Origin of the sequence: Lederbergia sp. NSJ-179 (assembly GCF_022867885.1) — a bacterium.
Taxonomy (GTDB): domain Bacteria; phylum Bacillota; class Bacilli; order Bacillales; family Bacillaceae_C; genus Lederbergia.
Window position 1 is genome coordinate 183175 of record NZ_JALIFP010000002.1, and the last position, 26589, is coordinate 209763.

The following is a 26589-nucleotide window of genomic DNA, read 5'->3' on the forward strand; positions in this document are numbered from 1 at the left end:
CAGGTCATGCAGACGAAAACATGTGGACGTGTCTTAGTCGTCGTTCCTCTATTTCCCCCACTGAATGTTAGTTAAACGAATCGGGGATTTACTGGCAGTTGATCCCCCACCTACAATTCTTGTTTCCCCTCAAATTCTTGTAGTGGGGGGCTTACTGCCAGTTAATTCGGGATAAAAGGGTAGAGGGAGTTGTTTCGTGTGAGGATGGATCGTGAACTCCTGCGGCATGATGAAGGGATGATTGCGGAGTTGGAAAGGGATCTCCGTTATATCTCTTGGATTATTAAGCAAAAAGGCCGCGTTATTTTAAAAGATTATTCTATTACCCCGCCGCAATTTGTGGCGTTGCAATGGTTGGTGGAAAAAGGGGATCTGACCATTGGAGAATTATCGAATAAAATGTTTTTAGCATGTAGTACAACGACCGATTTAATTGATAGAATGGAAAAAAAAGAGTTGGTTATAAGGGTAAGAGATCCGAAAGATCGTCGCGTTGTGAGAATTCATTTATTGGAAAAAGGTGAAAAAATAATTGAAGAGGTTGTGCAAAAGCGACGAGAATATTTGCAAGAAGTGCTAACCGATTTTTCAGAAGATGATGTGGTGAAATTGAAAAAACATTTATCTCGGTTGCATCAGGATATGAGTGAAAAATAGAAAAGCAATAGTTGTTTAGGGAGTGTCTGGCGATACACTCTTGAGCGGCCTTTTGTCCTTTCAAGGGAGTCTTATGGCCTTTCATCTTAGCGACTAGATAGACAAGAGGCGGGAAAGTTGGAACAAGCAATAGGTGTAATTGATTCAGGTGTCGGCGGTTTAACCGTTGCGAAGGAAATTATGAGACAGATGCCCAATGAGGTCATCTATTATGTTGGTGATACAGCCCGTTGTCCATATGGACCTAGGCCAAAGGAGGAGGTCAGAAAATTCACCCTACAAATGGCTGGGTTTTTAATGAAACAGCAGATTAAAATGCTTGTCATTGCTTGTAATACAGCGACAGCCGTTGTATTAGATGAACTTCGTGATGTGCTGAGCATACCAGTTATTGGTGTAATTGCTCCAGGGGCACGGGCTGCTTTAAAGGTAACTGAAAATGGCCGAATCGGCATTTTAGGAACAATTGGGACAATTAATAGTAAAGCGTATGTTCATGAATTGAAAATGATTAATCAGAAAACGCAAATCGTCCAATTGGCTTGCCCGAAATTTGTTCCACTTGTGGAGAGTTCTGAATATCATAGTTATGTTGCGAAAAAGGTTGTTGCCGAGACTTTGATCCCGCTTAAAGGGAGCGGGATTGATACGTTAGTGCTTGGCTGTACTCACTATCCTTTACTTGGCCCGTTAATCCAAGCGGAAATGGGGCCTCAAGTGAAGGTCATCAGCTCAGGAGAAGAAACAGCTCAAGAAGTGAGCACGATCCTTGATTTTCATGGTTGGCTTAACCCTTCTACTGAGACACCGGAACATCGTTTTTTTACCACAGGTTCAAAAGCCATTTTTAATCGAATTGCTTCAGATTGGTTGCAATCTAATAATTTACAGATCGAATTTGCCCGTCTTAAGGATCATGAATATATGGTAAAAAGATGACCAACAGCTCTTGTGGAGCTGTTGTTTGCTGTGTTTAGCCATCTGTCTGAAGTCCATATTATTTTTTTCTCTTGAAAAATTTTGACAAGCCGGTCTATTCCTGAAAGATAGCTCGTATACATGAAGTACAAACTGTCTTAGGAGGGGTACGAAATGTCAAAAAAGGCAAAATTGGCCTTTACGTTGGCTGGAGTTCTTACAGCAAGTATGGTCTTAACTGGCTGTGGTCTTTTCGGCAAAGATAAAGAGAGTGTAGATCCACCAGGCGAAATTACACATACGAAAGAAGGGGAAGAAGTAGAAAATTCTTCCGAAACAACAGCGGATGAAACAGCAGAAGAAACAGCGGATATGGAAATGAGAGATCTTTACTTAGTAGACAAAAATGGGTATGTGGTTGCTCAATCGATCCCACTTCCCAAAACAAAAAGTGTAGCGAAACAGGTGCTTTCCTATTTAGTAACAGATGGGCCTATTTCGGAAAAAATTCCCAATGGGTTTAGAACCGTTATCCCAGCAGGAACTGAGGTTGATGTGGATATAAAGGATGGAGTAGCTGTTGTTGATTTTTCAGAAGAATTTTCTGATTATCAAGAAGCAGATGAAAAGAGTATTCTACAATCCGTTACTTGGACCCTGACCCAATTTGATTCGGTGGATTCAGTCGAATTAAGGGTGAATGGACATCCACTTACCGAGATGCCTGTTGGGAAAACACCGATTAGTGAGGAAGGGCTTACTCGTGCAGACGGAATCAATACAGATATGGCTAATGTGGCAGATATAACGAATACTCGACCTGTTACGGTCTATTATTTATCACAGGCAGAAGATGAACCGTATTATGTACCTGTGACAAAGCGGGTTTCCAATACAGAAACAAATGATGTGGCTGCTGTAATTAAACAATTAGTAGATGGTCCAGGTTTGCAAACGACGTTATCCACTGCATTATTCAATGATGTGAAATTAATGGATGAACCGAAAATAGAGGATGGCAATGTGGTTCTTAATTTCAATGAATCGATTCTCGAAAATAGTGACAGTAAAATGATTTCAGATACAACCCTGCGCTCTATTGTCCTTTCTTTAACAGAGCAAAAGGATATCAAAAGTGTTTCCATTTCGGTGGATGGAAATAGTGAAATCGTGAATGAAGATGGAGAATCCTTAACCGCTCCAGTCACTCGACCAGAAAAAGTAAATACAGCTAGTTTTTAAATGGCGAAATTTGATATACTATATAATAATTAAGGGGCTGGCAGGATGCCGCCTCTTGTATTATTTTCATTAGAAATCAGTGTTTATAAGGAGGAATCGTCGTTTGCGCTCTGATGATCGAGGATTATTAGAATTAAGAAACGTACATATTGAAAATCACTATTTAAAACACCCTGAAGGATCTGTCTTAATAACAGTTGGAAATACAAAGGTTATTTGTGCAGCAAGTATTGAGGAACGGGTTCCCCCTTTTCTTAGAGGAACAGGTAAGGGTTGGATTACCGCCGAATACGCGATGTTACCCCGTGCAACGGAAACAAGAAACATTCGTGAATCTTCTAAAGGAAAGGTATCAGGAAGAACAATGGAAATTCAACGATTGATTGGACGTTCCTTACGTTCTGTTGTTGATTTAGAAACGATTGGTGAAAGAACGATCTGGGTTGATTGTGATGTGATTCAAGCAGATGGTGGGACAAGAACAGCTTCGATAACCGGTGCCTTTGTTGCAGTCGCGATGGCTCTTCACAAAATCTCTATGGAGAAAAAATGGCCCAAATTCCCACTTCAAAACTTTCTCGCCGCTACAAGCGTTGGAATAAGTCATTCTGATGAGGTGATCTTAGACTTGGATTATCAAGAAGACAGCCAAGCCAAAGTGGATATGAATATTGTCATGCTTGGAAATGGTGAATTTGTTGAATTACAAGGAACAGGGGAGGAGGCAACATTTTCTCCTATGCAGCTTCAAGAAATGATTGAAGCTGCTTCAAAGGGTATTAAGGAGCTAATGGAACTTCAACGAACAGCTCTTGGAGAAGTCGCAACTATGATTGATCAAGTGGTGAAAAAACAATGATGATGAAACAAGTAATGATTGCAACAAAAAATAAAGGAAAAGCAACCGAATTTGAAGCACTCTTTTCCCCGTATGGAATCAAGGTATTAACCTTATTAGATATAGAGGCTTATCCTGATATCGCAGAAACAGGGGAGACTTTTGCGGAGAATGCGACGATTAAAGCCGAGACCCTATCCAAGGAATTGAATGCGATGGTCATAGCAGATGATTCAGGATTGATTGTCGATGAGTTGGATGGAGCACCTGGCATTTATTCGGCGAGATATGCGGGGGAAGAGAAAAATGATGAAGCCAATATGGATAAATTGCTACATGAAATGAGAGATGTACCTGATCATAAGAGAACGGCGCGCTTTTACTGTGCTCTTGCCTTCGCTAGGCCCAAAAAAGAAACCATAATCGCCACCGGAAAATGCGAAGGGAAGATTTTGACTGAAAGACTTGGTGCAAATGGATTTGGTTATGATCCGATATTTTATGTAACAGCAGTCGGAAAATCAATGGCTGAATTAACGAGTGAAGAAAAAAATCAAATCAGTCATCGATCCGAGGCTTTAAAAAATTTAGCCACTATAATGGATAAACTCTTTCAGGAAGGGTAAGATGTTCTACATCTTACCCTTCTTTATATTCTTTATAACCTAAAATGATATATCATTATATCCCTTTTTAAAAAGTGTATAATTCGTTGTTTTTCTACATATATTTCATAAAAATAGTTCTTGACATATATAGTAGTACTGGTTATATTTGACATAACCTCTAGTTTTACTTTTTTGAAATTGTAGAATAATAACTGATTTATGTAGGGGCATAAACAGATAGGGGGTGGTTCAGAAATAGGAGCTCTTTCGAGAACGGGTAGGTGGGGTCTATCTTATCATGTGTTATAGTCTTGGAATGTTGAAAAGTCGATATTTGGAGGGGGAAAATATGAAAACGATTGCAAAGGTCTCGCTTATTTTTCTGTTATTCAGTTGCCTGAGTCTATTGTTGGTTGCATGTTCTAAAGATTCTTCAGACAAAACAAGTTCGAATGGGAATGCTGAAAATGAAAAGGCTGTCACTGAAGATGAAGGGGAGAAGGAGCCAGTCACGCTAAAGGTTCTTGTCCATTGGAGTGAGGAAATGTTCAACGAGCGTTTTAAAGATCCTGTTGAGGCGGCACTTCCTCATATCACATTAGAACATGTACAGTCTGGGTCTGGGCGTGAAGATTTGGAGGAGGTATTTGCAAGTGGTGAGAATCCAGATATTTTCTTTGAGGTCTCACATGAGAACTTGGAATACTTTGAATTGGATTATGATTTAGATGAATTAGTAGAAAAACATTCATACGATTTGAGTCATATCAACCCTGTTTATTTAGATTCGATACGGGCGAAGGATAAGGAAAGGCGACTGTTAGGTTTACCTTATGAGGTTATTAATTATGTTCTAATCTATAACAAGGATATTTTTGACTTATTTGGTGAAGACTATCCATCCAATAATATGACCTGGAGCGAGGCTATAGAGTTAGGCAAAAGACTAACCGGTGAACGGAATGGTGTTTTTTACCGTGGCTTGGATTTAGCCAATACGGATGTACCGCTGATGCAGCTTGCTGTCAATAAAACTGATCCTGAAACAGGTGAAGTATTATTGGACCAACCTGAATTCACAAGATATTTTGAACTATTGGATCAAATTATCGATTTGCAAGGAGACTCAGATGGGGACCATTTTGATGGAGGTCGCTTTCCAGAGAAACAAACGACAGCAATGACGGTGGAATTTGTGCAGGGATTGAATTGGTGGAAGGATGATGAATCACTGAATCCGGCAGTTGCTCCACTTCCTGTATGGGATGGCGGTCCGGCTGTTAGCCATCGTCCAGATGGAGGACTAATCCCTCTAAGTATTAATCCTAATAGCGAGCATAAAGACGCGGCATTTGAGGTCCTTACGTATTTTACTGAAGACGAATATCAACTATTCGCATCACGGCAAGGGATTGGCCCCTCCACGAAAAATGAAGAGGTGCTCAAAGAATTTTTTCAAGATTATGATTTCGCCGATGAGTCAAATGTTGCTTCTATGTTTGAACATCCGCCTGCAACACCGCCGGAACAAATAAGCACATGGGATCAATATGTCGATCTTGACCCGCGCAGATATGCCACATCGGGAATGGATCGTAATGAATATTTACGCGTAATTACAGAGGAGTCGGAAGCTAAGATACTAGAAGCCAAAGGATCGGAATAATAGATAAAGAGGAGCATCCCTGATTTCTGGTGATATCTTCCTTGTTAGAGAGACAAGGAACTTAAAGATGTGGTGAGCGACAAGTAAAAATAGGGAGGAGAGAATAATTTCTTTTCTCCTATTTCTTTGCTAAAATAGAAACCTGCTGAAAGATCTTTTCACGGAGGTTATAGATGATGAAACTACTTGTCGTGAGCGATAGTCATGGTAATAGATCAATATTAAAGGAATTAAAAAGAAAATATGAACATGAAATGGATGCGCTGATTCATTGTGGGGATTCAGAATTGCGTGCAGTGGACCCGGTCCTTGAAGGATTTCATGTAGTAAGCGGCAATTGTGATCTTGATCCGAAATTTCCTAATGAGTTACTATTGAATATTCAAGGGAATAAAATTTTTATTACCCACGGTCATTTGTTCCAAATTAAATCATCTCTTTTAAACATCTCTTATCGTGCAAAAGAATTGGGAGCTCAATTCGCTTTTTTTGGCCATTCTCATTTATTAGGTGCCGATAAGATGGACGAGATAGTATTTTTAAATCCTGGAAGTATTTTACTTCCCAGAGGTGGGAATGAAAAGACATACTCGATTGTTCAAAAGGATGATTCTGCCTGCACAATTTGTTTTTATAATGATCATCACGAAGAAATAACATCCTATAGACAAACATTTGCATAGGGGCTGTGAGCGGCTTTCCGAAACTGATAAAACCAGTATATGCTGCTGTTGCGTATGTTTTGATTCACTTGGCCTATATCTTCAAACATAAAAAACCATTCCCTCGAGTAATCGATTATGGAATGGTTTTTCTAGACGTCCCAGGAGGGATTCGAACCCCCGACCCACAGCTTAGAAGGCTGTTGCTCTATCCAGCTGAGCTACTGGGACTTATTGTCAAACGACATTTCTAATTATAGGAGTGTATGGGGAAAATGTCAACACATTTCTACCCTTTTTTAACTTCACTCCTCCACATTATTAAAAAATCTTATGAATTATTAGGAAATAGGCTGGCTATTTGTTTTCCTGGGTCCAATTTGATACACTATTTTTCAACCTAAACGATGGGCGGTTCTATCATGAAAAAAGATAAAAACAGTCGTGATTCGGCAACCATTATACCTTTTCCGGGACTGAAAGAACGTTACTTTGAAAAAGGTGTAGCTAGTTTGGAATCCCATCATTTTCAAGAGGCAGTTGATATGCTTCGTTATGCGCATCAAATGGATCCAGATGACCCGCAAATTTCAGCGGCCTTTCTTGCCGCCTTATATGAAAATGGTGATTATGACGAATCCAAGCGGATCGCTGAAGAGCTATTAAAAGTTGGACTTGGAAACTTTTATGATATTCTTGATATTTACTTAATGATTTTAATTCAATTAAACGATTATAAACAAGTGATCACTACTTTAGAACCTTTATTTGAAGAAAACGAAGTACCCCCAGATAAAGCGGAACATTATGTAACACTGTTACAATTAAGTAAAAGGGCTGCTGGGAATCAGATAATGGCAGATTCCTCAAAAGAGGATCATGCTCCCCTTATACATAACGGACAAAGCCTACAAGAGCAGTTGGCAAGTTTAAATAGATTAAAGGATAAAAATATTCATCCTTATTTGCCATCACTCATTGAGAGGCTCGCTGATGAAAAGGTTCATCCTTTCATCAAAACAGTTATCTTAATCCTTCTGAAGGAAAATGAAATTGATCAAATGGTCTTGGTCAAAAAATTTGATAGGCAAAAAACATGTAATCCTAAAAAGATTCCTTCCATCGAGGAATTCCCTATTTTTTATTCAGTCAAAAGTCAAATAGAAAGCCAACTAAGAGATCATAATCCTGTTTTATTGGAACAAATTCATGATATGATCAAACGTCACTCCTTTTATCTTTATCCTTTTGAGTTAAATCCGGCTAAACCAGCTGTATGGGCAGCAGCTTACAGAGCAATGGGACATGAAATGTATGGGGAAAATTGGAGAAAAAATAAATTAGCGGAATATTACGGAGTGGAGGAGAAGGAGTTAGAGACTGCGTTCGCTTTCATCGTAAAATTGGAGGAAATTTCTTCGACTATTGTTTGATTTCAGTAGTTGAAAGGATGGTATCCTATGTTATAATGAAATGGTTATGCTGGATTGTGGATATATAGCGGATCATACATATTGAAGCGAGTTAACCGCAAATAGACAGTAAAGCAACGGAGTATATATTGTTGGAGGTATTAAAATGTCAGCAAAATGGGAAAAACTTGAAGGTAATAAAGGTGTACTGACAGTAGAAGTAGATGTACAAACTGTCAATGATGGTTTAGACAAAGCTTTCAAAAAAGTTTCAAAGGATATTAATATTCCTGGGTTTCGTAAAGGGAAGGTTCCACGTCCTTTGTTTGAAAAACGATTTGGTGTGGAAAGTTTGTTTCAGGATGCTCTTGATTTTATCCTTCCAGAAGCCTATGCAACGGCTGTAGAGGAAGCAGGCATCGTTCCTGTTGATCGTCCAGAGGTCGACATTGAACAAATGGAAAAAGGAAAAGAATTAATTTTCACAGCCACTGTGACCGTTAAGCCTGAAGTGAAACTAGGCGAATACAAAGGACTTGAAGTTGAAAAAATGGATGACTCTGTTTCAGACAATGATGTGGAAGAGGAACTAAAAACACTTCAAGAACGACAAGCAGAACTTGTTGTGAAAGAAGATGGCGCCGTCCAAGATGGCGATACAGTGGTGATTGATTTTGAAGGATTTGTTGATGGAGAAGCCTTTGAAGGCGGCCAATCAGAAAACTTTTCACTTGAAATTGGTTCCGGGTCCTTTATTCCAGGGTTTGAAGAGCAGCTAATCGGGGTAAAATCCGGAGAAGAGAAAGAAGTGGAAGTAACGTTTCCAGAAGAATATCATGCAGCGGAACTTGCAGGGAAGCCTGCCGTATTCAAGGTGAAAGTGCATGAAATAAAAACGAAAGAACTTCCAGAACTTGATGATGAGTTTGCAAAAGATGTAGATGAAGAAGCAGAAACATTGGAGGAACTAAGAGCAAACATCAAAAAACGATTAACGGAAAGTAAGAAAAATGAAGCGGAGCAAAAACTGCGAAATGATTTGGTAGACAAAGCAACAGCGAATGCGGAAGTAGACATACCTGAAATAATGGTGGAAAATGAACTGGATCAAATGATGCAAGAATTCGAACAACGATTACAAATGCAAGGGATGAATCTTGATCTTTACTCCCAATTTTCGGGGCAAAATCAAGAAGACCTTCGCAGCCAAATGAAGGAAGATGCTGAACAACGTATAAGAACTTCCCTTACATTAGAGGCGATTGCGAAGGCAGAAAATATAGAAGTTGAGGAAGAAGATGTACAGGGAGAAATAAATAAAATGGCTGAAATGTATAAAATGGGTGTAGAACAAGTAAAAGCGGCCATGGGAGGTATAAGCAATATCAAGGCAGATTTGAAATTGCAAAAGGCCATCGATTTTCTTATTGAAAATAGCAAAACAGGTGCATAAAAAACATAATTATACACATAAGATATAAGAATTAGAAATTAAACAAGGCACAGGTAAGATCCGTGCCTTGTTTTGCCAAAAGAATACATATTGATCCAGCATAGGATCACCGCGAGTTTGAAAAATGGTTATTACTTTATGAAATGTGGTACAATGCATTACATAGCTATGGCTAAATGAAGGATGCAATAAAAGATATAGCTTATTAGAGGGGTGAAATCATTGTTTAAATTTAACGAAGAAAAAGGTCAGTTAAAATGTTCTTTTTGTGGGAAAACCCAAGAACAGGTTCGAAAATTAGTAGCTGGTCCTGGTGTATATATATGTGATGAATGTATTGAACTGTGTACAGAAATTGTGGAAGAAGAGTTAGGGACAGAAGAGGAGGTTGAATTCAAAGATATCCCAAAACCACGCGAGATTAGGGAGATTCTCGATGAGTATGTGATTGGTCAAGAACAGGCAAAAAAATCCTTAGCTGTTGCGGTTTATAATCACTACAAGCGTATCAATGCCAATAGTAAAATTGATGATGTAGAGCTTGCAAAAAGTAATATTTGTCTGATTGGTCCTACTGGAAGCGGTAAAACCTTGCTTGCACAAACATTAGCTCGAATTTTAAATGTACCCTTTGCGATTGCCGATGCCACTTCCTTAACAGAAGCGGGTTATGTGGGAGAAGATGTAGAAAACATTTTACTCAAATTGATTCAATCGGCTGATTATGATGTAGAAAAAGCCGAGCGTGGAATTATTTACATTGATGAGATTGACAAAGTAGCAAGAAAGTCGGAAAACACATCCATTACGAGAGATGTATCAGGTGAAGGTGTGCAACAAGCCTTACTAAAAATCTTAGAAGGAACAGTAGCCAGTGTGCCACCTCAAGGTGGAAGAAAGCATCCACATCAAGAATTTATTCAAATTGATACAACGAATATTTTGTTCATTTGCGGTGGAGCTTTTGATGGAGTGGAGCAAATCATCAAACGCCGTCTCGGACAAAAAGTGATTGGATTTGGAGCAGATGTGAAGAAGCCAGAAGCAGACAAGGAAGTTTTATCTCAAATCCTTCCAGAAGATTTGCTACGCTTTGGGTTAATTCCTGAATTTATTGGTCGGTTACCCGTTATTGCGAATTTAGAGCAGTTGGATGAAAAAGCTCTAATCGAAATATTAACCCAACCAAAAAATGCTCTCGTCAAACAGTATAAAAAAATGCTGGATATGGATGAGGTAGATCTTGAATTTGAAGAAGAGGCTCTTCACGAAATTGCTAAAAAAGCGATTGAAAGAAAAACAGGGGCACGTGGATTACGTTCTATCATTGAAATGCTTATGTTGGATGTCATGTTTGATTTGCCATCACGAGAAGATATTAAGAAATGTATCATCACAAAAGATTCAGTCCTATATGATAAGCCGCCTAAACTTGTTCTTGAAGATGGAACAGTTATTAAAGGAACGGAAAAAACCTCTGCCTAGACGCTATTTTTAGCAAAAACACCAGACTAAACAGAGTAAAAAGCTAGGATTTCTAAGACGGAAATCCTAGCTTTTTTTATGCCTAAAAGCAGATGAAAAATATGGAGTATGTCCAGAAATGATGGTTTATTCCTTGTCTGAAGCGGAGATACTAAGGGATAAAAGATCTGTGCTATTTTGTGTCTTTGGGAGGGAAATGAATGAATTGGACAGCGATCATTGTGATGATTCAGCTATTCTTTGGTGTGATTATTGGGCTCTATTTTCTAAATTTATTAATGAACCAACGAACTCAAAAGGTCACCATTGATAAAGAATCTAAAAAGGAAATGGATCATTTAAGAAAGATGCGAGGAATTAAATTAACGGAACCTTTAGCAGAAAGAGTGAGACCAGCAAGTTTCTCTGATATTGTCGGTCAGGAAGATGGAATTAAAGCTTTAAAAGCGGCTCTTTGTGGCCCAAATCCTCAACATGTTATTATCTATGGGCCTCCAGGAGTGGGGAAAACGGCTGCTGCTAGGCTTGTTTTAGAAGAAGCAAAAAAAAACCAGCGTTCTCCTTTCCAGCTTGATTCAGTTTTTGTTGAGTTAGATGCAACAACAGCTAGGTTTGATGAAAGAGGGATAGCAGATCCCTTAATTGGATCTGTTCATGATCCCATTTATCAGGGCGCTGGTGCGATGGGACAAGCAGGAATTCCGCAGCCTAAACAAGGAGCAGTTTCTAACGCCCATGGGGGGGTTCTGTTTATCGATGAAATCGGTGAGTTACACCCCATTCAAATGAATAAGTTACTAAAGGTATTAGAGGATCGAAAAGTTTTCTTTGAGAGTGCTTATTATAGTTCGGAAAATAATCAAATTCCAACCCATATCCATGATATTTTTAAGCGCGGTCTTCCTGCTGATTTTCGTTTGATTGGTGCAACAACACGAACGCCTAATGAAATCCCGCCAGCTATTCGTTCACGCTGCATGGAGGTATTTTTTCATGAACTGGAAAAAGATGAAATTGAAATTGTAGCAAATAAGGCAGTAGATAAAATTAATTTTACGATTGATAAGAAGAGTTTAGCGTTATTATCCTCTTATGCAAGAAATGGACGAGAAGCTGTGAATATGATTCAAACATCTGCGGGTTTAGCGATCATAGAAGACCGAAACTATATCCAGGATACTGATATAGAATGGGTCATCCGATCAAGCCAACTCGTGCCGCGGCATGAAAAATCGATACAGCCACAATCAAAAACAGGTGTTGTAAACGGACTAGCTGTGACAGGACCAAATAGTGGAATGCTCTTAGATATTGAAGTGACAGTTCTTCCTGCAGATAATGGTTCTGTTCAAATCACCGGTATTATTGAAGAAGAGAATATAAATGGTCAAGGAAAATCAGTCAGAAGAAAAAGTATGGTGAAAGGCTCGATTGAAAATGTTCTTACCGTCTTAAAAACAATGGGGGTTCCGATTCAGCAATATGATATCCATGTGAATTTTCCGGGTGGAATTCCAGCAGACGGCCCTTCTGCGGGGGTTGCAATGGCGGTTGGAATTTATTCAGCCATTTATAAAATCCCCGTTGAACATACTGTGGCCATGACTGGGGAGATTGGGATACATGGCGATATAAAACCCGTCGGTGGCGTATATTCAAAAGTAAAAGCAGCCAAAAGTGCAGGAGCAAAAACAGTTCTTATTCCAGAAGAAAATATGCAATCTAATTTGAAAGAAATAGAAGATATTTTGGTCATTCCGATCAAACGATTGGAAGCTGCATTAGAAGTAGCTTTAGTTCAGAAATCTGGTCATGACATCATCTTACCAGGTTTTACAGGTTCAAAAAATAAGAAAAGTGTATAAAATAATAAGAATAAGACCAGTTTCTCGACATCACACTGCCATTTAAGCTAAAATGAAACACAGTAAAGATAAGACTTAAAATAGAAGAAATGATGAGCGCCCTAAGAGGATGTTCAAAAAGTCCGGTAAAAAGACATAAGCGAATTTCTTCGTTGGCTTGCTTTTCCGCTGCTCACGTATTAGGAAAAGGTTCTTCTGCTAAAACCGCCCACGTCCTGTGGGCGACGCAGAAGTCAGTACATCCTGTACAAGTCCGCTGCTCAAAGCTAAGCCGCCTCGAACTTCTTGGTCCTTTTTATCCTCCTTTTTGAACGCACTAAAAGGCGCTTTCTCTTCGTTAAACAAGAGCACGGAGGTTGTATATATGAAGAATAAAAGAGAGCCATTAGTGCCTCTATTACCACTTCGGGGGATGCTTGTGTTTCCTACAATGGTATTGCATCTTGATGTGGGACGAGACCGTTCCGTTCAAGCCTTAGAACAGGCAATGCTTAATGACCATTTAATCTTTTTGACCACACAAAAGGATATTTCAATTGAGGCTCCAGAAGATGGAGATTTATATGAGATGGGCACATTAACAAAGGTCAAACAGATGTTAAAGTTGCCAAACGGAACGATTCGCGTTCTTGTAGAAGGATTAAGTCGAGCCAAAATAAAAAAAATAGTGGATCAAGGTCTTTATTTTGCGGTAGATCTGGAACAATACAATGAAGAAATAAATCAGGATATTGAAATACAGGCATTAAAGAGGACAATGCTCGAGTACTTTGAACAATATATTAAGCTTTCTAAAAAAGTTTCATCTGAGACTTTTGCGACAGTTGCCGATATAGATGAGCCTGGTAGGATGGCCGATATTATCGTTTCTCATTTACCATTAAAAATTGAAGATAAGCAAGAAATATTGGAAATCGTGGATATCAAAGCAAGATTAACTAAAGTGATTAATCTTATTCATAACGAAAGAGAAGTTTTGAACTTAGAGAAAAAAATTGGTCAAAGAGTAAAACAATCCATCGATCGCACGCAAAAGGAATATTATTTACGTGAGCAGATGAAAGCTATCCAAAGGGAATTAGGTGATAAAGAAGGGAAGACAAGTGAAATATCGGATTTATCGGATAAAATTGCTAAAGCCCAAATGCCTGAAAATGTCGAGAAAATCGCGTTTAAGGAATTAGATCGATATGAAAAGGTTCCTTCCTCCTCTGCTGAGAGTTCAGTCATTCGTACCTATATTGAATGGTTAATTTCATTACCATGGTCAAAAACGACGAAGGATGATTTAAATATTGATAAGGCCGAAAAAATTTTAGAACGTGATCACTATGGATTGGAAAAGGTAAAGGAACGTGTGTTGGAATATCTAGCGGTTCAACAGTTAACGAATTCATTACGTAGTCCGATTTTATGTCTTGTTGGTCCTCCAGGGGTAGGGAAAACTAGCTTAGCACGCTCTATTGCGGAATCAATGGGAAGAAATTTTGTCCGCATTTCATTAGGCGGTGTTCGCGATGAATCTGAAATTCGTGGCCATCGTCGTACCTATGTTGGAGCAATGCCAGGAAGAATCATTCAAGGTATGAAAAAAGCCGGTACAATCAATCCCGTTTTTTTGCTTGATGAAGTGGATAAAATGTCCAATGATTTTCGCGGTGATCCTTCTTCTGCGATGTTAGAAGTCTTAGATCCTGCGCAAAATAGTAGCTTTAGTGACCATTATATTGAAGAGCCGTATGATTTATCGAAAGTGATGTTTTTGGCTACCGCCAATGATTTATCTACTATTCCGGGACCGCTTCGTGATCGGATGGAAATCATTTCGATTGCTGGTTATACAGAGATAGAAAAGATTCACATTGCCAAAGATCACCTTTTACCTAGACAGATAAAAGATCATGGCCTAACGAAAGGACAGCTCCAATTACGAGACGATACGATTAAAATGTTGGTCCGTTATTACACGAGAGAAGCTGGGGTACGAGAATTAGATCGTCAACTAGCATCGATCTGCAGAAAAGCAGCAAAAATTATTGTCTCAGGCAAAAAGAAAAGAGTGGTTGTCACAGAAAAGTATTTAGAGGAATTGCTGGGAAAGAAAAAATATAGTTATGGGCAAGCTGAACTTAGTGATCAAGTGGGTGTGGCGACAGGATTAGCCTATACATCGGTCGGAGGGGACACTTTACAAATAGAAGTCTCTTTATCACCTGGAAAAGGAAAACTTATTTTAACTGGGAAATTAGGCGATGTGATGAAAGAATCAGCACAAGCTGCCTTTAGTTATGTACGTTCAAAAGCAGACGAGCTTAAGCTTGAGAGAGACTTTCATGAAACGACGGATATTCATATTCATGTTCCAGAAGGAGCTGTTCCAAAGGATGGTCCATCGGCGGGAATCACAATTGCAACTGCCCTCGTCTCCGCTTTAACCAAAAAACCTGTCAAAAAGGAAATTGGTATGACTGGTGAAATTACTTTACGGGGGAGAGTTCTTCCCATTGGTGGCTTAAAGGAAAAATCATTAGGTGCCCATCGAGCAGGTATTACAACAATCATTATGCCGAAAGAAAATGAAAAAGATATTGAAGACATTCCCGAGAGTGTTCGAAAAGCTCTTTCCTTTATTCCTGTTTCCCATGTGGACGAGGTACTGAAACTGGCGTTATCAGGTGAGTCAAAATGAAAGTAAATCGTGCGGAATTTATTATTAGTGCCGTCAAACCAGAGCAGTATCCAAATGAAGGATTACCTGAATTCGCACTTGCTGGAAGATCAAATGTTGGCAAGTCCTCCTTCATTAATAAAATGATTAATCGTAGAAGCCTTGCCCGTACTTCTTCTAAGCCTGGTAAAACACAGACTCTAAATTATTATAAAATCGAAGAAACCTTCTATTTTGTGGATGTTCCTGGCTATGGATTTGCCAAAGTTTCAAAAAAAGAACGGGAAGCATGGGGACAAATGATTGAGACATACTTAACAAGCAGAGAGGAATTGTGCGCAGTTTTTCTTATTGTCGATCTACGTCACCCACCTACAAAAGATGATGTGTTAATGTATGACTTTTTAAAGCATTACGAAATTCCTTGTGCGGTCATTGCCACCAAAGCAGATAAAATCCCTAAAGGAAAATGGGAAAAGCATAAAAAAGTGGTGAAAGATACTTTACATTTGGTGCAGGAAGATGAGATCATCCTATTTTCATCAGAAACAGGAATGGGGAAAGACCAAGCTTGGCGTATATTAGAGAAATGGGGAACATAAAATAGAAAAGCGGTAGGGCGGTTTTTCCATTCCTAGGTTCAGGGTTATTTGACCTCGAGCTCCTGCCGTCTGGAGCTAGATAATAGAAAATGTGCATAAAAGTCACAGCTTACAGATTTCATTATGTGTTCACATCTTTTTAGAATTCTTCTAATTAAGCATGTTATAATAAAGTTAATTCGTGTATGATGCAATTTTATGAGCTTGTTCAAAAAGGAGGATAAAAAGGACCAAGAAGTTCGAGGCGGCTTAGCTTAGAGCAGCGGAACGTATGCAGTTAATACGTGAGCAGCGGAAAAGCAAGCCAACGAAGAAATTCGCTTATGTCTTTTTACCGGACTTTTTGAACATCCTCTTTAACTGGAGGTGCCCTTTTTCGATGCATATTATTGTTGTAGGACTAAATCATAAGACGGCTCCAGTGGAGATAAGGGAACGCTTGGCTTTCTCAGAAACTGAGCTGCCTTTAGCGATGGCACGCCTAAAAAACCAGAAAAGTATTCTTGAAAATGTCATTGTTTCTACTTGTAACCGAACAGAAATATACGCTGTTGTTGACCAGTTGCACACTGGGCGATATTATATAAAATCATTTTTATCTGAATGGTTTCGAATGGATCTCGATTTATTTGGAGATTATTTGTATGTTCACGAAAATGAAGTGGCTGTGGAACATCTTTTCACAGTAATTTGCGGCTTAAATTCGATGGTTATAGGGGAGACCCAAATATTGGGGCAAATTCGAAATAGCTTTTTCATTGCCCAAAAAGCAAAAACAACCGGAACCATCTTTAATCATTTGCTGAAACAGGCGATTACTTTAGCGAAACAAGCTCATTCTGAAACCGATATAGGAGCAAATGCTGTTTCAGTTAGCTATGCGGCGGTTGAATTAGCGAAAAAAATCTTTGGTGATTTACAAGACAAACATGTTCTTGTCATTGGTGCGGGGAAAATGGGCGAGTTGGCCATTAAAAACCTTTATTCCAATGGGGCTAAGAAAGTGACGGTCATCAATCGAACGTTAAAAAAATCCCAACTGCTTGCCGAGAAATTTGAAGGAACGGCTAAATCGTTAGAGGAATTACAATGTGCTGTGATGGAGGCTGATATTGTCATTAGTTCAACTGGATCGAATGGCTATATCATCCAAAAGGAAATGCTTGTTGAAATGGAAAAATTGAGGAAGGGCAAGCCTTTATTTCTTCTGGATATCGCAGTCCCACGTGATTTAGACCCTATGATTACGGAAGTAGACAATGCCTTTTTATATGATATAGATGATTTAGAAGGGATTGTAGAAGCCAATTTAGCAGAACGAAAAGCGGCCGCCGAAAAAATCAAAAAAATGATTGACCAGGAGCTGGCTGATTTTTATGAATGGCTTCATACCCTTGGAGTGGTTCCAGTCATTACCGCATTAAGAGAAAAGGCTCTTGCCATACAAGCTGAAACAATGAAAAGTATTGAGCGGAAACTACCTGATTTATCCGAAAGGGAAAGAAAGGTATTACGTAAACACACAAAAAGTATTGTGAATCAGTTATTAAAGGATCCGATCTCACAAATAAAAGAAATAGCCAGTGAACCACAGGCAGCAGAAAAAATAGCTATTTTTCAGCAAATCTTTCAATTGGAACAAGAAGATGCTCATATGGAAGAAAAACTTGTTATAAGTGAAGCTGTTCAAAAAAAGTCTCCACTTTTTCAGTCATAAGAGGTAATAAATATGATTTCACTTATGATGGTTAGACTACCTGAGCTCATTATTGTCCTCTATGCTTTATCGATATTATTTTATTTTATTGATTTTATTGGACAAAACCGGAAGGCAAGCCAGCTTGCCTTCTATCTGTTATCAATTGTTTGGTTGCTGCAAACAATTTTTTTGTTTTTTTACATGTTTCATACAGGCAGGTTTCCGATACTTACCCTTTTTGAGGGGCTTTATTTTTATTCTTGGGTATTAATTACACTATCTCTCGCTATTCACAAAATATCTAAAGTAGATTTTACTATCTTTTTTACAAATATTCTTGGGTTTACCATTATGGCGATCCATGCCTTTGCACCTGGGCAAATGCCTTCAATGGCGGATCGACTGATTTCAGAGCTGTTATTTTTTCATATCACAATGGCGATCCTATCGTATGGAGCTTTCACTTTGTCTTTTGTCTTTTCTTTTCTTTATTTATTGCAATACAAACTATTAAAAGAGAAGAAATGGTTCAAAACCCTTTGGCGCCTGGGAGATTTAAAGAAACTAGAGCGTATGTCTTATATTTTGAATGTCATAGCTGTCCCAATATTATTGTTAAGCCTTATTTTAGGACTCCAATGGGCTTTTATTAAACTCCCATTATTTCAATGGTATGATCCTAAAATTATCGGTTCCTTTTTATTGATTGTGGTCTATGGCATCTGGTTATTCTTGCGTTTGAAGAGAGAAATGTCTGGCAAACGATTGGCTACCTGGAATTGTGCCGCCTTTTTAATTGTGTTAATTAATTTCTTTTTGATTAGTCGTTTGTCCACTTTTCACATTTGGTATGATTAATAAGAAAAGCGCAAGGCGCCCGTAATCGTCGACAAGCAAATGTTCTGAGACAAGAAAAGTCCGATCTTGACTTTTATTGGCTCAGGTTACTTGACCTCGAGCCGATGGCGCCTGGAGCTGGATCCAACACAGCCAATTTTTAAACTTTCTTACTTTTGAAGAGAAGCGCAAGCGCCCGTTTAGCGACGTACAAATTTAAATATAAGGATGAACAGCTAAATTCGCGCCGTCCTGGCGGCAGGCTCAAAACGCAACGTCCCGTTGCTTCGCCTGCACTAAGTACTTCCCTGTACGTCGCAACGCTGTTCTGACCAACATCTTGTTGGCCTAAGGAGGCTCTACTTTGAGAAAAATCGTGATCGGTTCTAGAAGAAGCAAATTAGCCCTGAAACAAACAAATTGGGTATGGGAACAATTAGCAAAGCTTGGAAAGCCTTTTGAATTTGAGGTGAAGGAAATTGTGACAAAAGGAGATCGGATTTTAGATGTCACTCTTTCAAAAGTTGGCGGAAAAGGCCTGTTTGTCAAAGAAATTGAACAAGCCCTTCTTGATGGCGAAATCGATATGGCTGTCCATAGTATGAAAGATGTTCCGGCCATTCTTCCAAAAGGATTGACAATCGGAAGTATTCCAGAACGGGAGGATTACCGAGATGTTTTGATTTCCAATCAGCATATCCCACTAAAAGATTTACCAGCCGGCGCTGTGATTGGTACAAGCAGCCTTAGAAGAAAGGCCCAAATTTTAGCGACTCGACCTGATCTAAAAATAAAATGGATACGAGGCAATATTGAAACGCGCTTATCAAAATTAAAGACAGGTGATTATGATGCCATTATCCTTGCGGCTGCTGGTTTAAAACGAATGGGTTGGCAAGATGAGGTAATCACGGAATATCTCGATCCAGGGATTTGTTTGCCTGCCATTGGCCAAGGTGCACTTGGGATTGAATGTAGGGAGAATGATGCTGAACTGCTTGAATTGTTATACGAATTAACCTGTCAAACAACTTCCCAGACAGTGGAAGCGGAAAGGGCATTTCTCGATAAAATGGAAGGAAGCTGTCAAGTCCCGATTGCCGGTTTGGCACAATTAACGGATCAGGACCAAATTCAATTAACGGCTCTCGTGGCTTCTCCAGATGGAAAAACGATTTTTAAAGAAACCATAAAAGGAGCGGAGCCGAGATTCGTTGGAGAACAAGCGGCCGAAATTCTAAGTGCGCGCGGAGCGAAACAATTAATTGATCAAGTAAGGGAAGATCTAGCTAATGAATCCTAGCGGGAAGCCTTTAAAAGGAAAACATGTCTTAATTACGAGGGGCGGAGAGCAGGGAGAAAAGTTCTGTATGGATGTGGCGTCAACCGGAGGAATTCCCCATATGGTCCCATTGATTGACTTTCGCATGTATAAGGATCCTAATGAATCTTATTATTTTCGTCAGCTTGGGGAATATGATTGGATAATTTTTACAAGTAAAAATGGTGTTCACTATTTTTTTGAACATCTAAAAAAATACGTGGACGATTATAGTCTCCTTCAACATTCCGTTCAATTTGCGGTTGTGGGGGAAAAGACAAAAGAAGCTTTAGATCGTTATCAACTCGCTTCGTGCTTTATGCCGCATGTGTTCACAGCAGAGGAGTTTGTTCGTGAGTTCTTTCAAAATGAATTCGTTGCAAAAAAAGTGTTAGTGCCTAAAGGTAATTTAGCCAAGTCTACGATTGCGGACGGGTTTCGAAGTCAAGGGATATCCGCAGATGAATGGATCATCTATGAAACATTTTATCCCGTAAACCAGGTTGGCCGATTGATTCCGTTATTAAAGGAAGATGTACTCGATGTCGCTTCCTTTACAAGCCCGTCTAGCTTTAATCATTTTATGAAAATTGTAAAGCAGCAATTTTTAACGCAGCATGTGTCTAAGCTTACTTTTGCCGCAATTGGCACGGTGACAAAACGAGCAATTGAAAATGAAGGGTATCAAGTAGGGATTTGTCCGGAAAAGTTTACGATCGATAAATTGTTCCAAGAAATATGTCGTTATTTTCAAGAAAAAGAAGGGAAAGATCTACATGAATTTTGATCGTCATAGACGCTTGCGTTCTTCCGCAAATATGAGAGCGTTAGTACGTGAAACCCATTTAAGGGCAGAGGATTTTATTTATCCGCTATTTATTGTGGAGGGAAAACAACAAAAACAAGAGATTTCATCCATGCCGGGTATTCAGCAAATTTCGCTAGATTTATTAAAGGAAGAGCTTAATGAAATTGTTCAGCTTGGGATAAAAGCGATTATTCTATTTGGTGTACCAGAAGATAAGGATGATTGCGGGACTGGGGCGTATCATGACCATGGAATTGTACAAGAAGCGACCCGCGAAGTGAAAAAGCACTATCCAGAACTGCTCGTTGTGGCAGATACATGTCTTTGTGAATATACAGATCATGGCCATTGTGGAGTTGTGAAGGATGGGAAAGTGATCAATGATGAAAGTTTGGAATTACTTGTCAGAACGGCGGTTAGTCAAGCAAAAGCCGGTGCTGATATCATCGCTCCATCTAATATGATGGATGGCTTTGTAACAGCGATTCGTCATGGCTTGGATGAGGCTGGTTTTGAAGAAATTCCGATTATGTCCTATGCGGTTAAGTATTCCTCTGCTTTTTATGGTCCATTCCGCGAAGCTGCCAATAGCGCTCCGCAATTTGGGGACCGAAAAACCTATCAAATGGACCCTGCAAACCGTTTGGAAGCCTTAAGAGAGGCCAAATCGGATGTGGCAGAGGGGGCCGATTTTCTGATTGTAAAACCAGCTCTTTCCTATATGGATATCATTCGGGATGTGAAAAATGAATGTAATTTACCGATTGTCGCTTATAATGTGAGTGGCGAATATTCAATGGTGAAAGCCGCAGCTATGAATGGTTGGATAGATGAGAAGGCGATTGTGCTAGAATTATTAACGAGTATGAAAAGAGCAGGCGCTGATTTAATTATTTCCTACTTTGCGAAAGATGTAGCTGGGTGGTTAGTGAAGTAAATGATGATGGAGGGATGAAAGCGATGTGTTCTTATAAAAATTCTCAAAACGCTTATGAAAAAGCGGTTCAACTTATGCCTGGTGGTGTAAACAGTCCGGTACGAGCCTTTAAATCAGTGGATATGGATCCGATTTTTATGGAAAAAGGAATAGGATCCCGGATTTATGATATCGATGGGAATGAATACATTGATTATGTGCTCTCATGGGGACCATTGATTTTAGGCCATGCGAATGAAAATGTTGTCCAAGCTCTTAAAAAGTCGGTAGAAAACGGAACAAGCTTTGGGGCGCCCACTTTATTGGAAAATAAATTGGCAGAACTAGTGATTGAAAGAGTCCCTTCCATGGAAATGATAAGAATGGTGTCATCAGGAACAGAAGCGACCATGAGTGCGCTTCGAGTGGCACGTGGTTATACAGGGCGTAATAAAATATTGAAATTTGAAGGCTGTTATCATGGACATGGCGACTCTTTATTAATTAAAGCCGGTTCTGGTGTGGCCACATTAGGATTACCTGACAGCCCTGGGGTTCCAGAAGGGGTCGCTAAAAATACGATTACGGTCGCTTATAATGATCTTGAGGGGGTACGCTCCGCTTTTGAACAATATGGGGAGGATATAGCAGGTATTATTGTCGAACCTGTCGCAGGCAATATGGGAGTTGTCCCGCCACAGCCTGGATTTTTGCAGGGGCTTCGAGAGCTGACAGAAGAATATGGTTCTCTCCTTATTTTTGATGAGGTGATGACCGGATTCCGGGTGGATTATCATTGTGCCCAAGGATATTTTGACATTGTCCCTGATCTTACATGTCTAGGTAAAGTGATTGGTGGCGGGCTTCCTGTAGGAGCATTTGGCGGGAAAGCTGAGATTATGGAGCATGTTGCACCAAGCGGTCCTATTTATCAGGCTGGAACATTGTCTGGAAACCCATTAGCTATGACGGCAGGCTATGAAACACTGATTCAATTAACGCCTGAAACCTATCAAGGGTTTACTCAAAAAGCAGATCGATTAGAAAAAGGGTTAAAGGCGGCCGCAGAAAAATACCATATTCCTCATACGATTAATCGTGCCGGCTCGATGATTGGTCTCTTTTTCACCAATGAAGAGGTCGTTAATTTTGAAAAAGCACGTACATCAGATTTACAGTTGTTTGCATCCTATTATAAAGAAATGGCAAGTCTGGGTGTCTTTTTACCCCCTTCCCAATTTGAGGGGCTTTTCCTGTCAACAGCTCATACAGATGAAGATATCGACCGAACGATACAGGCCGCTACAAATGTCTTTGAAAAACTTCAGAAGTGATCAAAAGGAATGGGTCTAACCATTCCTTTTCTTTTAATTACGTGTTCAAAAAGGAGGATAAAAAGGACCAAGAAGTTCGAGGCGGCGCAGTTTCGAGCAGCGGAATGTATGCTTTTAAATACATGAGCAGCGGAGAAACAAGCCAACGAAGAAATTCGCTTATGTCTTTTTACCGGACTTTTTGAACATCTTCTTTTTCATAAAATGTAAAGTAGGCTCATAGGCTATAGGGAGTAATCTTTTTCATTGGAAGGAAAGGAGGAATGAATTTGCCTGATCGCCGACAAACATCGCTTAAATTTCCATTGGAGGAAACCGTTTGGTTTGAAAAAGGACATGAAGTGGAGGATCTTCTATCCATATCATTGGATCCCAATATTAGCATACTGGACGAAGAAGAGTTTGTCGTTTTAAAGGGTACACTTGAACTAAGTGGAGAATATCATCATTCTCCGGAAAGCGAAGCGATGGAGGAATTTCCGGGAACTGGTAGGAATTATATGCAGAACGTGGAAATGAGAAATGATGAGATTGGTGAATTTTCCCATCGTTTTCCTGTTGATATTACAATTCCGAAGAAAAGAATTGAGAATGTCGGGGAACTAGAGATTGAAATCTATTCATTTGATTACGCATTACCTGAAAACAATAGACTTCAAGTTCTTGCAGATATTTATATTAACGGAATATACGAAGATGTAGAAGAGGAAGTGGATGTACCTGCGGAAGATTTGACTGCGGAAGATTCTTTGTCACAAGCATCAGAAGCATCAGTTGAACCGTTGAACGTGGAACTGCCGAGGCCGGAATTGAATGAAGTCGAGATGGATGTACCTCATCAAGGAAAAGAAAGCGATGTTCCCGATGATCCTCCATTACCAACATTAGAGGAATCGATTGAACCGTTAAATGTGGGACCGTCAAGACACGAATTCAATCAAGTTGAAACGGATATACCACATCAAGGAAAAGAAAATGATGTTCCCGATGATCCTTCATTACCAGCATTGGAGGAATCGATTGAACCGTTAAAAGTGGGACCGTCAAGACACGAATTCAATCAAGTTGAAATGGATATACCTCATCAAGAAAAGGAAAACGATACTAGTGAACAAAGGGAAGAAGTTGAAATTAAGTTCTTTCAAGAACCAAAAGTAACAATAGAGTCAAATGAATCAAATCATACAAAAGATCCACAAGAAGATGAAACTGATCATTTGTATGAGCCATTTGAAGCTGAAGCAAGAATGTTGCCTGAATTAGAGGAAACGGAGGAAAAGAAGGAAGGCGTTCTTTCGCCATTTCAACATCAATTTCCCAATCTTACAGTGAATACAGATGCCGAATCACCCGAAGATAGCCAAGTGATAGAGGTTACAACCGAGGAGGAAAATTTTGTAAGTTTGGAGTCGAGTAGTTTGGTTGATAAGGAAGTGAATGAACAATTAGAAACTAGCACTGATCGTAAGATAGAGGAAGAGGTTAGTGAAAAGGAAACAGATCCTTCTACCATGGTCGAGCAAGGTCCAAAACTTACTATCGACTCAATTGATGAGGAGATAGAAGAAGAGCAGGAGGAAGAAATAAGGGATGATGAATCCTCCTATTTTGAAGAATCTTCCTCCTATGATTTAGAATCAAGTAGTATGATGGAATCGCCAGAAGAAAGTAAGGAAAAGAAAAAGAAAAAGAAAGATAAATATCAATCGATTTCATTTGCTGACTTTTTCGCTCGAAAAGAGGAAGATTCCGTCAGTAAAATGAGAGTTTGCTTGGTTCAGCATGGTGATTCCATTGAAAATTTGGCGGATCGCTATAATTTGACCACACAACAAATATTAAGAGCGAATCATTTGGAGACAAGTGACGAAGTGTATGAAGGACAGGTATTATATATTCCCAATAAGATTCGTCCCTTAAAAAGGGAATAAAGGAGGGCAGAGGTCGTCCTCCCTTTTTTTCTGAGGGAAAATAATCGGGTGATCAAATGGAGAATGAACCTTCAAGGAAATTAAAAGAATTAGTAGGGTTGTATGGATTAAAGCTAAGATTTGCGGAAAAACATGGCCGGGTTTTTAAAGTGTATACGGACAAAGGGGAATTTGCTTTAAAACGAATGGTCTCCAAACAGGGATTGGATTTTCTCGCTTATATTCAACAATTATACCAACAAGGATATAATCGAATCGTGCCTATTTTTCCTACCTTAGATGGGCGCTATGCCATTTTGCAAGGAAATTCGCTCTATTATTTAATGCCTTGGTTAGAAAATAAAGAAAGAGAAGCGAATTTTCAAAAACACCTTGATCTATTTCGAGAATTGGCGCGTCTTCATACGATAACCGTGAGAGAAGTCCCTGTTGGTGTTGAGGAAAGAAATGAGCATTTTGAACGAACGGCTACACGCTGGGAATTGGAACAAGATGTACTGGAGAAATTTATGGAGCAAAGTGAAAGACAGATTTATATGTCCCCATTTCAATTGTTATTTTGTACAATGTACAGTGAAATTTCAGGCGGGCAGCGCTATGCCCTTAATAAGCTAAAAGATTGGCAGGAGGCTACGACTGAAGAAACAAAAGCGAGAAGCGTGATCATTCACGGGAAGTTATCCAATGAACATTTTCTTTATGATCAAAATGGAGTCGGCTATTTCACTAATTTTGAACAGACGGGGATTGCCTCTCCTATTCATGACCTATTACCTTTCTTAGATAGGGCGTTTCAAACGCGTCCTCAACAATTCGACCATGGGATTGATTGGTTGGATGCTTACTTTCGCTATTTTCCATTTAATGAGGAAGAAATGCTGTTGTTTTTAAGCTATTTAGCTTATCCAAGTTCTATCTTTAAATTAATTGAGCAATACTTCGCAAGTGAAAAAGAAAAAAATGAAATCAAGTTTGTCAGACAATTACAATTACAGTATTGGAGAATGAAAAATACCGAGTATGTGGTGATGAAACTAGAAGAAAGAGAACAAAGAAAAAAGGAACAGGATACAGCTTCCCCTTCCGAATAAAACAGAGAAGGGGTTTTTATATCCATTCAAAATGTAAACTAAAGGCGGCAACAATTAAAATGATCAATAGAAAAACATCTAGAATTGTCGGAAAAATAAGTGTTCGAAGTCCTTGAAATAGACAGATAGGTACAATGAGTTGGCGACACATTCCTTTAAAATTTCGCATGGAATTTTGAAACGCATACGTATTAAATCTCCTTTTCATTTCCTCACCTTCCTTATTCGAACCTGTTTTGTTATAATTTATGTATGAAGTGGGCATTCTGTGATTATAAGTTCTAAAAGCGTCCAATTCTAACATAATCATTGACAGGATCCCTATGGATTGGCTACTATAGTTATAAAATAAATAAATTAATCCACATGCTTTGACAGGGAAGAGTATCTTGGATCGTTACTTTCAGAGAGGAAAATCAATGGTGGGAGATTTTCTAAGTGACACCGGGAGAAGTCGCCCTTGAGCAGCTTTCATGAACAAGTGCAGTAGTGAAAGCCGACGACTGTCGTTATCCGATGAAGTGCCGATTCCAAGCTTATAAATGGGATCGTGTAAAAAGGTGGTACCGCGAATCA

At 39.3% G+C, this 26589-nt stretch carries 22 protein-coding genes, 1 tRNA gene and 1 other annotated feature (1 of these 24 only partly in view); of the genes, 21 read left to right on the forward strand and 2 right to left on the reverse strand.

Annotated elements, in window-relative coordinates; translation table 11 throughout:
• Positions 1–204 precede the first annotated feature (204 nt).
• The 7 genes from MUB24_RS02870 to MUB24_RS02900 all read left to right on the forward strand — a co-directional run bounded on the left by MUB24_RS02870 (position 205) and on the right by MUB24_RS02900 (position 6612).
• Positions 205–657, forward strand: a complete 453-nt coding sequence (locus MUB24_RS02870; RefSeq protein ID WP_244701153.1) for a MarR family winged helix-turn-helix transcriptional regulator — start codon at positions 205–207, stop codon at positions 655–657.
• Positions 658–774: 117 nt separating this feature from the next.
• Entirely contained in the window at positions 775–1596 is an 822-nt protein-coding gene (gene racE / locus MUB24_RS02875) for a glutamate racemase (protein ID WP_244700980.1), read from the forward strand.
• Positions 1597–1749: 153 nt separating this feature from the next.
• Positions 1750–2817, forward strand: a complete 1068-nt coding sequence (locus MUB24_RS02880) for a GerMN domain-containing protein (RefSeq protein WP_244700982.1) — start codon at positions 1750–1752, stop codon at positions 2815–2817.
• Between the two features lie 103 nt (positions 2818–2920).
• Positions 2921–3676, forward strand: a complete 756-nt coding sequence (gene rph, locus MUB24_RS02885; protein WP_244700984.1) for a ribonuclease PH — start codon at positions 2921–2923, stop codon at positions 3674–3676.
• A 2-nt stretch (positions 3677–3678) separates the two neighbouring features.
• On the forward strand, positions 3679–4281 hold the full coding sequence (locus MUB24_RS02890) for an XTP/dITP diphosphatase (RefSeq protein WP_244701155.1): 603 nt from the start codon (positions 3679–3681) through the stop codon (positions 4279–4281).
• Positions 4282–4612: 331 nt separating this feature from the next.
• Complete coding sequence (locus tag MUB24_RS02895; RefSeq protein ID WP_244700986.1) at positions 4613–5929, forward strand: ABC transporter substrate-binding protein; 1317 nt, start codon at positions 4613–4615, stop codon at positions 5927–5929.
• Between the two features lie 176 nt (positions 5930–6105).
• Positions 6106–6612: a metallophosphoesterase gene (locus MUB24_RS02900; protein WP_396426692.1), complete on the forward strand. Its 507-nt coding sequence runs from the start codon at positions 6106–6108 to the stop codon at positions 6610–6612.
• 136 nt (positions 6613–6748) lie between these two features.
• Here MUB24_RS02900 and MUB24_RS02905 read toward each other — a convergent pair.
• Positions 6749–6822: transfer RNA gene (locus MUB24_RS02905), tRNA-Arg, on the reverse strand.
• A gap of 191 nt (positions 6823–7013) precedes the next feature.
• Here MUB24_RS02905 and MUB24_RS02910 point away from each other — a divergent pair.
• The 14 genes from MUB24_RS02910 to ysxE all read left to right on the forward strand — a co-directional run bounded on the left by MUB24_RS02910 (position 7014) and on the right by ysxE (position 26013).
• Positions 7014–8024: a tetratricopeptide repeat protein gene (locus MUB24_RS02910; RefSeq protein WP_244700990.1), complete on the forward strand. Its 1011-nt coding sequence runs from the start codon at positions 7014–7016 to the stop codon at positions 8022–8024.
• 145 nt (positions 8025–8169) lie between these two features.
• A complete protein-coding gene (gene tig / locus MUB24_RS02915; RefSeq protein WP_244700993.1) occupies positions 8170–9456 on the forward strand; it encodes a trigger factor in 1287 nt (428 codons plus the stop codon).
• Positions 9457–9678: 222 nt separating this feature from the next.
• Positions 9679–10941 (forward strand): ATP-dependent protease ATP-binding subunit ClpX, encoded by a 1263-nt coding sequence (gene clpX / locus MUB24_RS02920; protein WP_244700995.1) that lies wholly within the window; start codon positions 9679–9681, stop codon positions 10939–10941.
• Positions 10942–11141: 200 nt separating this feature from the next.
• Entirely contained in the window at positions 11142–12806 is a 1665-nt protein-coding gene (gene lonB, locus MUB24_RS02925) for an ATP-dependent protease LonB (protein WP_244700998.1), read from the forward strand.
• Positions 12807–13170: 364 nt separating this feature from the next.
• Entirely contained in the window at positions 13171–15495 is a 2325-nt protein-coding gene (gene lon / locus MUB24_RS02930) for an endopeptidase La (protein WP_244701001.1), read from the forward strand.
• A complete protein-coding gene (yihA, locus tag MUB24_RS02935; protein ID WP_244701004.1) occupies positions 15492–16076 on the forward strand; it encodes a ribosome biogenesis GTP-binding protein YihA/YsxC in 585 nt (194 codons plus the stop codon). The genes lon and yihA overlap by 4 nt, the downstream gene beginning before the upstream one ends.
• A 379-nt stretch (positions 16077–16455) precedes the next feature.
• Positions 16456–17793: a glutamyl-tRNA reductase gene (gene hemA, locus MUB24_RS02940; protein ID WP_244701007.1), complete on the forward strand. Its 1338-nt coding sequence runs from the start codon at positions 16456–16458 to the stop codon at positions 17791–17793.
• A gap of 12 nt (positions 17794–17805) precedes the next feature.
• Positions 17806–18633, forward strand: a complete 828-nt coding sequence (locus tag MUB24_RS02945; protein WP_244701010.1) for a cytochrome c biogenesis protein — start codon at positions 17806–17808, stop codon at positions 18631–18633.
• Between the two features lie 343 nt (positions 18634–18976).
• Entirely contained in the window at positions 18977–19915 is a 939-nt protein-coding gene (hemC, locus tag MUB24_RS02950; protein ID WP_244701013.1) for a hydroxymethylbilane synthase, read from the forward strand.
• On the forward strand, positions 19905–20720 hold the full coding sequence (locus MUB24_RS02955; protein WP_244701016.1) for a uroporphyrinogen-III synthase: 816 nt from the start codon (positions 19905–19907) through the stop codon (positions 20718–20720). Before hemC ends, MUB24_RS02955 begins: the two co-directional genes overlap by 11 nt.
• On the forward strand, positions 20710–21678 hold the full coding sequence (hemB, locus tag MUB24_RS02960; protein ID WP_280516845.1) for a porphobilinogen synthase: 969 nt from the start codon (positions 20710–20712) through the stop codon (positions 21676–21678). Before MUB24_RS02955 ends, hemB begins: the two co-directional genes overlap by 11 nt.
• 23 nt (positions 21679–21701) lie before the next feature.
• Positions 21702–22991 (forward strand): glutamate-1-semialdehyde 2,1-aminomutase, encoded by a 1290-nt coding sequence (gene hemL, locus MUB24_RS02965; RefSeq protein ID WP_244701159.1) that lies wholly within the window; start codon positions 21702–21704, stop codon positions 22989–22991.
• 269 nt (positions 22992–23260) lie between these two features.
• Positions 23261–24922 (forward strand): LysM peptidoglycan-binding domain-containing protein, encoded by a 1662-nt coding sequence (locus MUB24_RS02970; protein ID WP_244701019.1) that lies wholly within the window; start codon positions 23261–23263, stop codon positions 24920–24922.
• A 56-nt stretch (positions 24923–24978) separates the two neighbouring features.
• Complete coding sequence (gene ysxE, locus MUB24_RS02975) at positions 24979–26013, forward strand: spore coat protein YsxE (protein WP_244701022.1); 1035 nt, start codon at positions 24979–24981, stop codon at positions 26011–26013.
• A gap of 16 nt (positions 26014–26029) precedes the next feature.
• On the opposite strand, the gene MUB24_RS02980 is transcribed toward ysxE, so the two are convergent.
• Positions 26030–26221, reverse strand: coding sequence for a hypothetical protein (locus tag MUB24_RS02980; RefSeq protein WP_244701024.1), 192 nt, complete (start codon positions 26219–26221; stop codon positions 26030–26032).
• Positions 26222–26375: 154 nt separating this feature from the next.
• Positions 26376–26589 (forward strand) — a binding site (T-box leader) (it continues 18 nt past the right edge of the window).

Excerpts from the sequence above, each read along its gene's own strand:
- lonB (WP_244700998.1), top strand. The coding sequence starts at position 11,142 with ATGAATTGGACAGCGATCATTGTGATGATTCAGCTATTCTTTGGTGTG.
- ysxE (WP_244701022.1), top strand. The coding sequence starts at position 24,979 with ATGGAGAATGAACCTTCAAGGAAATTAAAAGAATTAGTAGGGTTGTAT.
- hemB (WP_280516845.1), top strand. The coding sequence starts at position 20,710 with ATGAATTTTGATCGTCATAGACGCTTGCGTTCTTCCGCAAATATGAGA.
- MUB24_RS02895 (WP_244700986.1), top strand. The coding sequence starts at position 4,613 with ATGAAAACGATTGCAAAGGTCTCGCTTATTTTTCTGTTATTCAGTTGC.
- MUB24_RS02910 (WP_244700990.1), top strand. The coding sequence starts at position 7,014 with ATGAAAAAAGATAAAAACAGTCGTGATTCGGCAACCATTATACCTTTT.
- MUB24_RS02900 (WP_396426692.1), top strand. The coding sequence starts at position 6,106 with ATGAAACTACTTGTCGTGAGCGATAGTCATGGTAATAGATCAATATTA.
- MUB24_RS02945 (WP_244701010.1), top strand. The coding sequence starts at position 17,806 with ATGATTTCACTTATGATGGTTAGACTACCTGAGCTCATTATTGTCCTC.
- tig (WP_244700993.1), top strand. The coding sequence starts at position 8,170 with ATGTCAGCAAAATGGGAAAAACTTGAAGGTAATAAAGGTGTACTGACA.
- MUB24_RS02890 (WP_244701155.1), top strand. The coding sequence starts at position 3,679 with ATGAAACAAGTAATGATTGCAACAAAAAATAAAGGAAAAGCAACCGAA.
- MUB24_RS02870 (WP_244701153.1), top strand. The coding sequence starts at position 205 with ATGGATCGTGAACTCCTGCGGCATGATGAAGGGATGATTGCGGAGTTG.
- MUB24_RS02880 (WP_244700982.1), top strand. The coding sequence starts at position 1,750 with ATGTCAAAAAAGGCAAAATTGGCCTTTACGTTGGCTGGAGTTCTTACA.
- MUB24_RS02980 (WP_244701024.1), bottom strand. The coding sequence starts at position 26,221 with ATGAAAAGGAGATTTAATACGTATGCGTTTCAAAATTCCATGCGAAAT.
- hemA (WP_244701007.1), top strand. The coding sequence starts at position 16,456 with ATGCATATTATTGTTGTAGGACTAAATCATAAGACGGCTCCAGTGGAG.
- hemL (WP_244701159.1), top strand. The coding sequence starts at position 21,702 with ATGTGTTCTTATAAAAATTCTCAAAACGCTTATGAAAAAGCGGTTCAA.
- MUB24_RS02955 (WP_244701016.1), top strand. The coding sequence starts at position 19,905 with ATGAATCCTAGCGGGAAGCCTTTAAAAGGAAAACATGTCTTAATTACG.
- lon (WP_244701001.1), top strand. The coding sequence starts at position 13,171 with ATGAAGAATAAAAGAGAGCCATTAGTGCCTCTATTACCACTTCGGGGG.
- yihA (WP_244701004.1), top strand. The coding sequence starts at position 15,492 with ATGAAAGTAAATCGTGCGGAATTTATTATTAGTGCCGTCAAACCAGAG.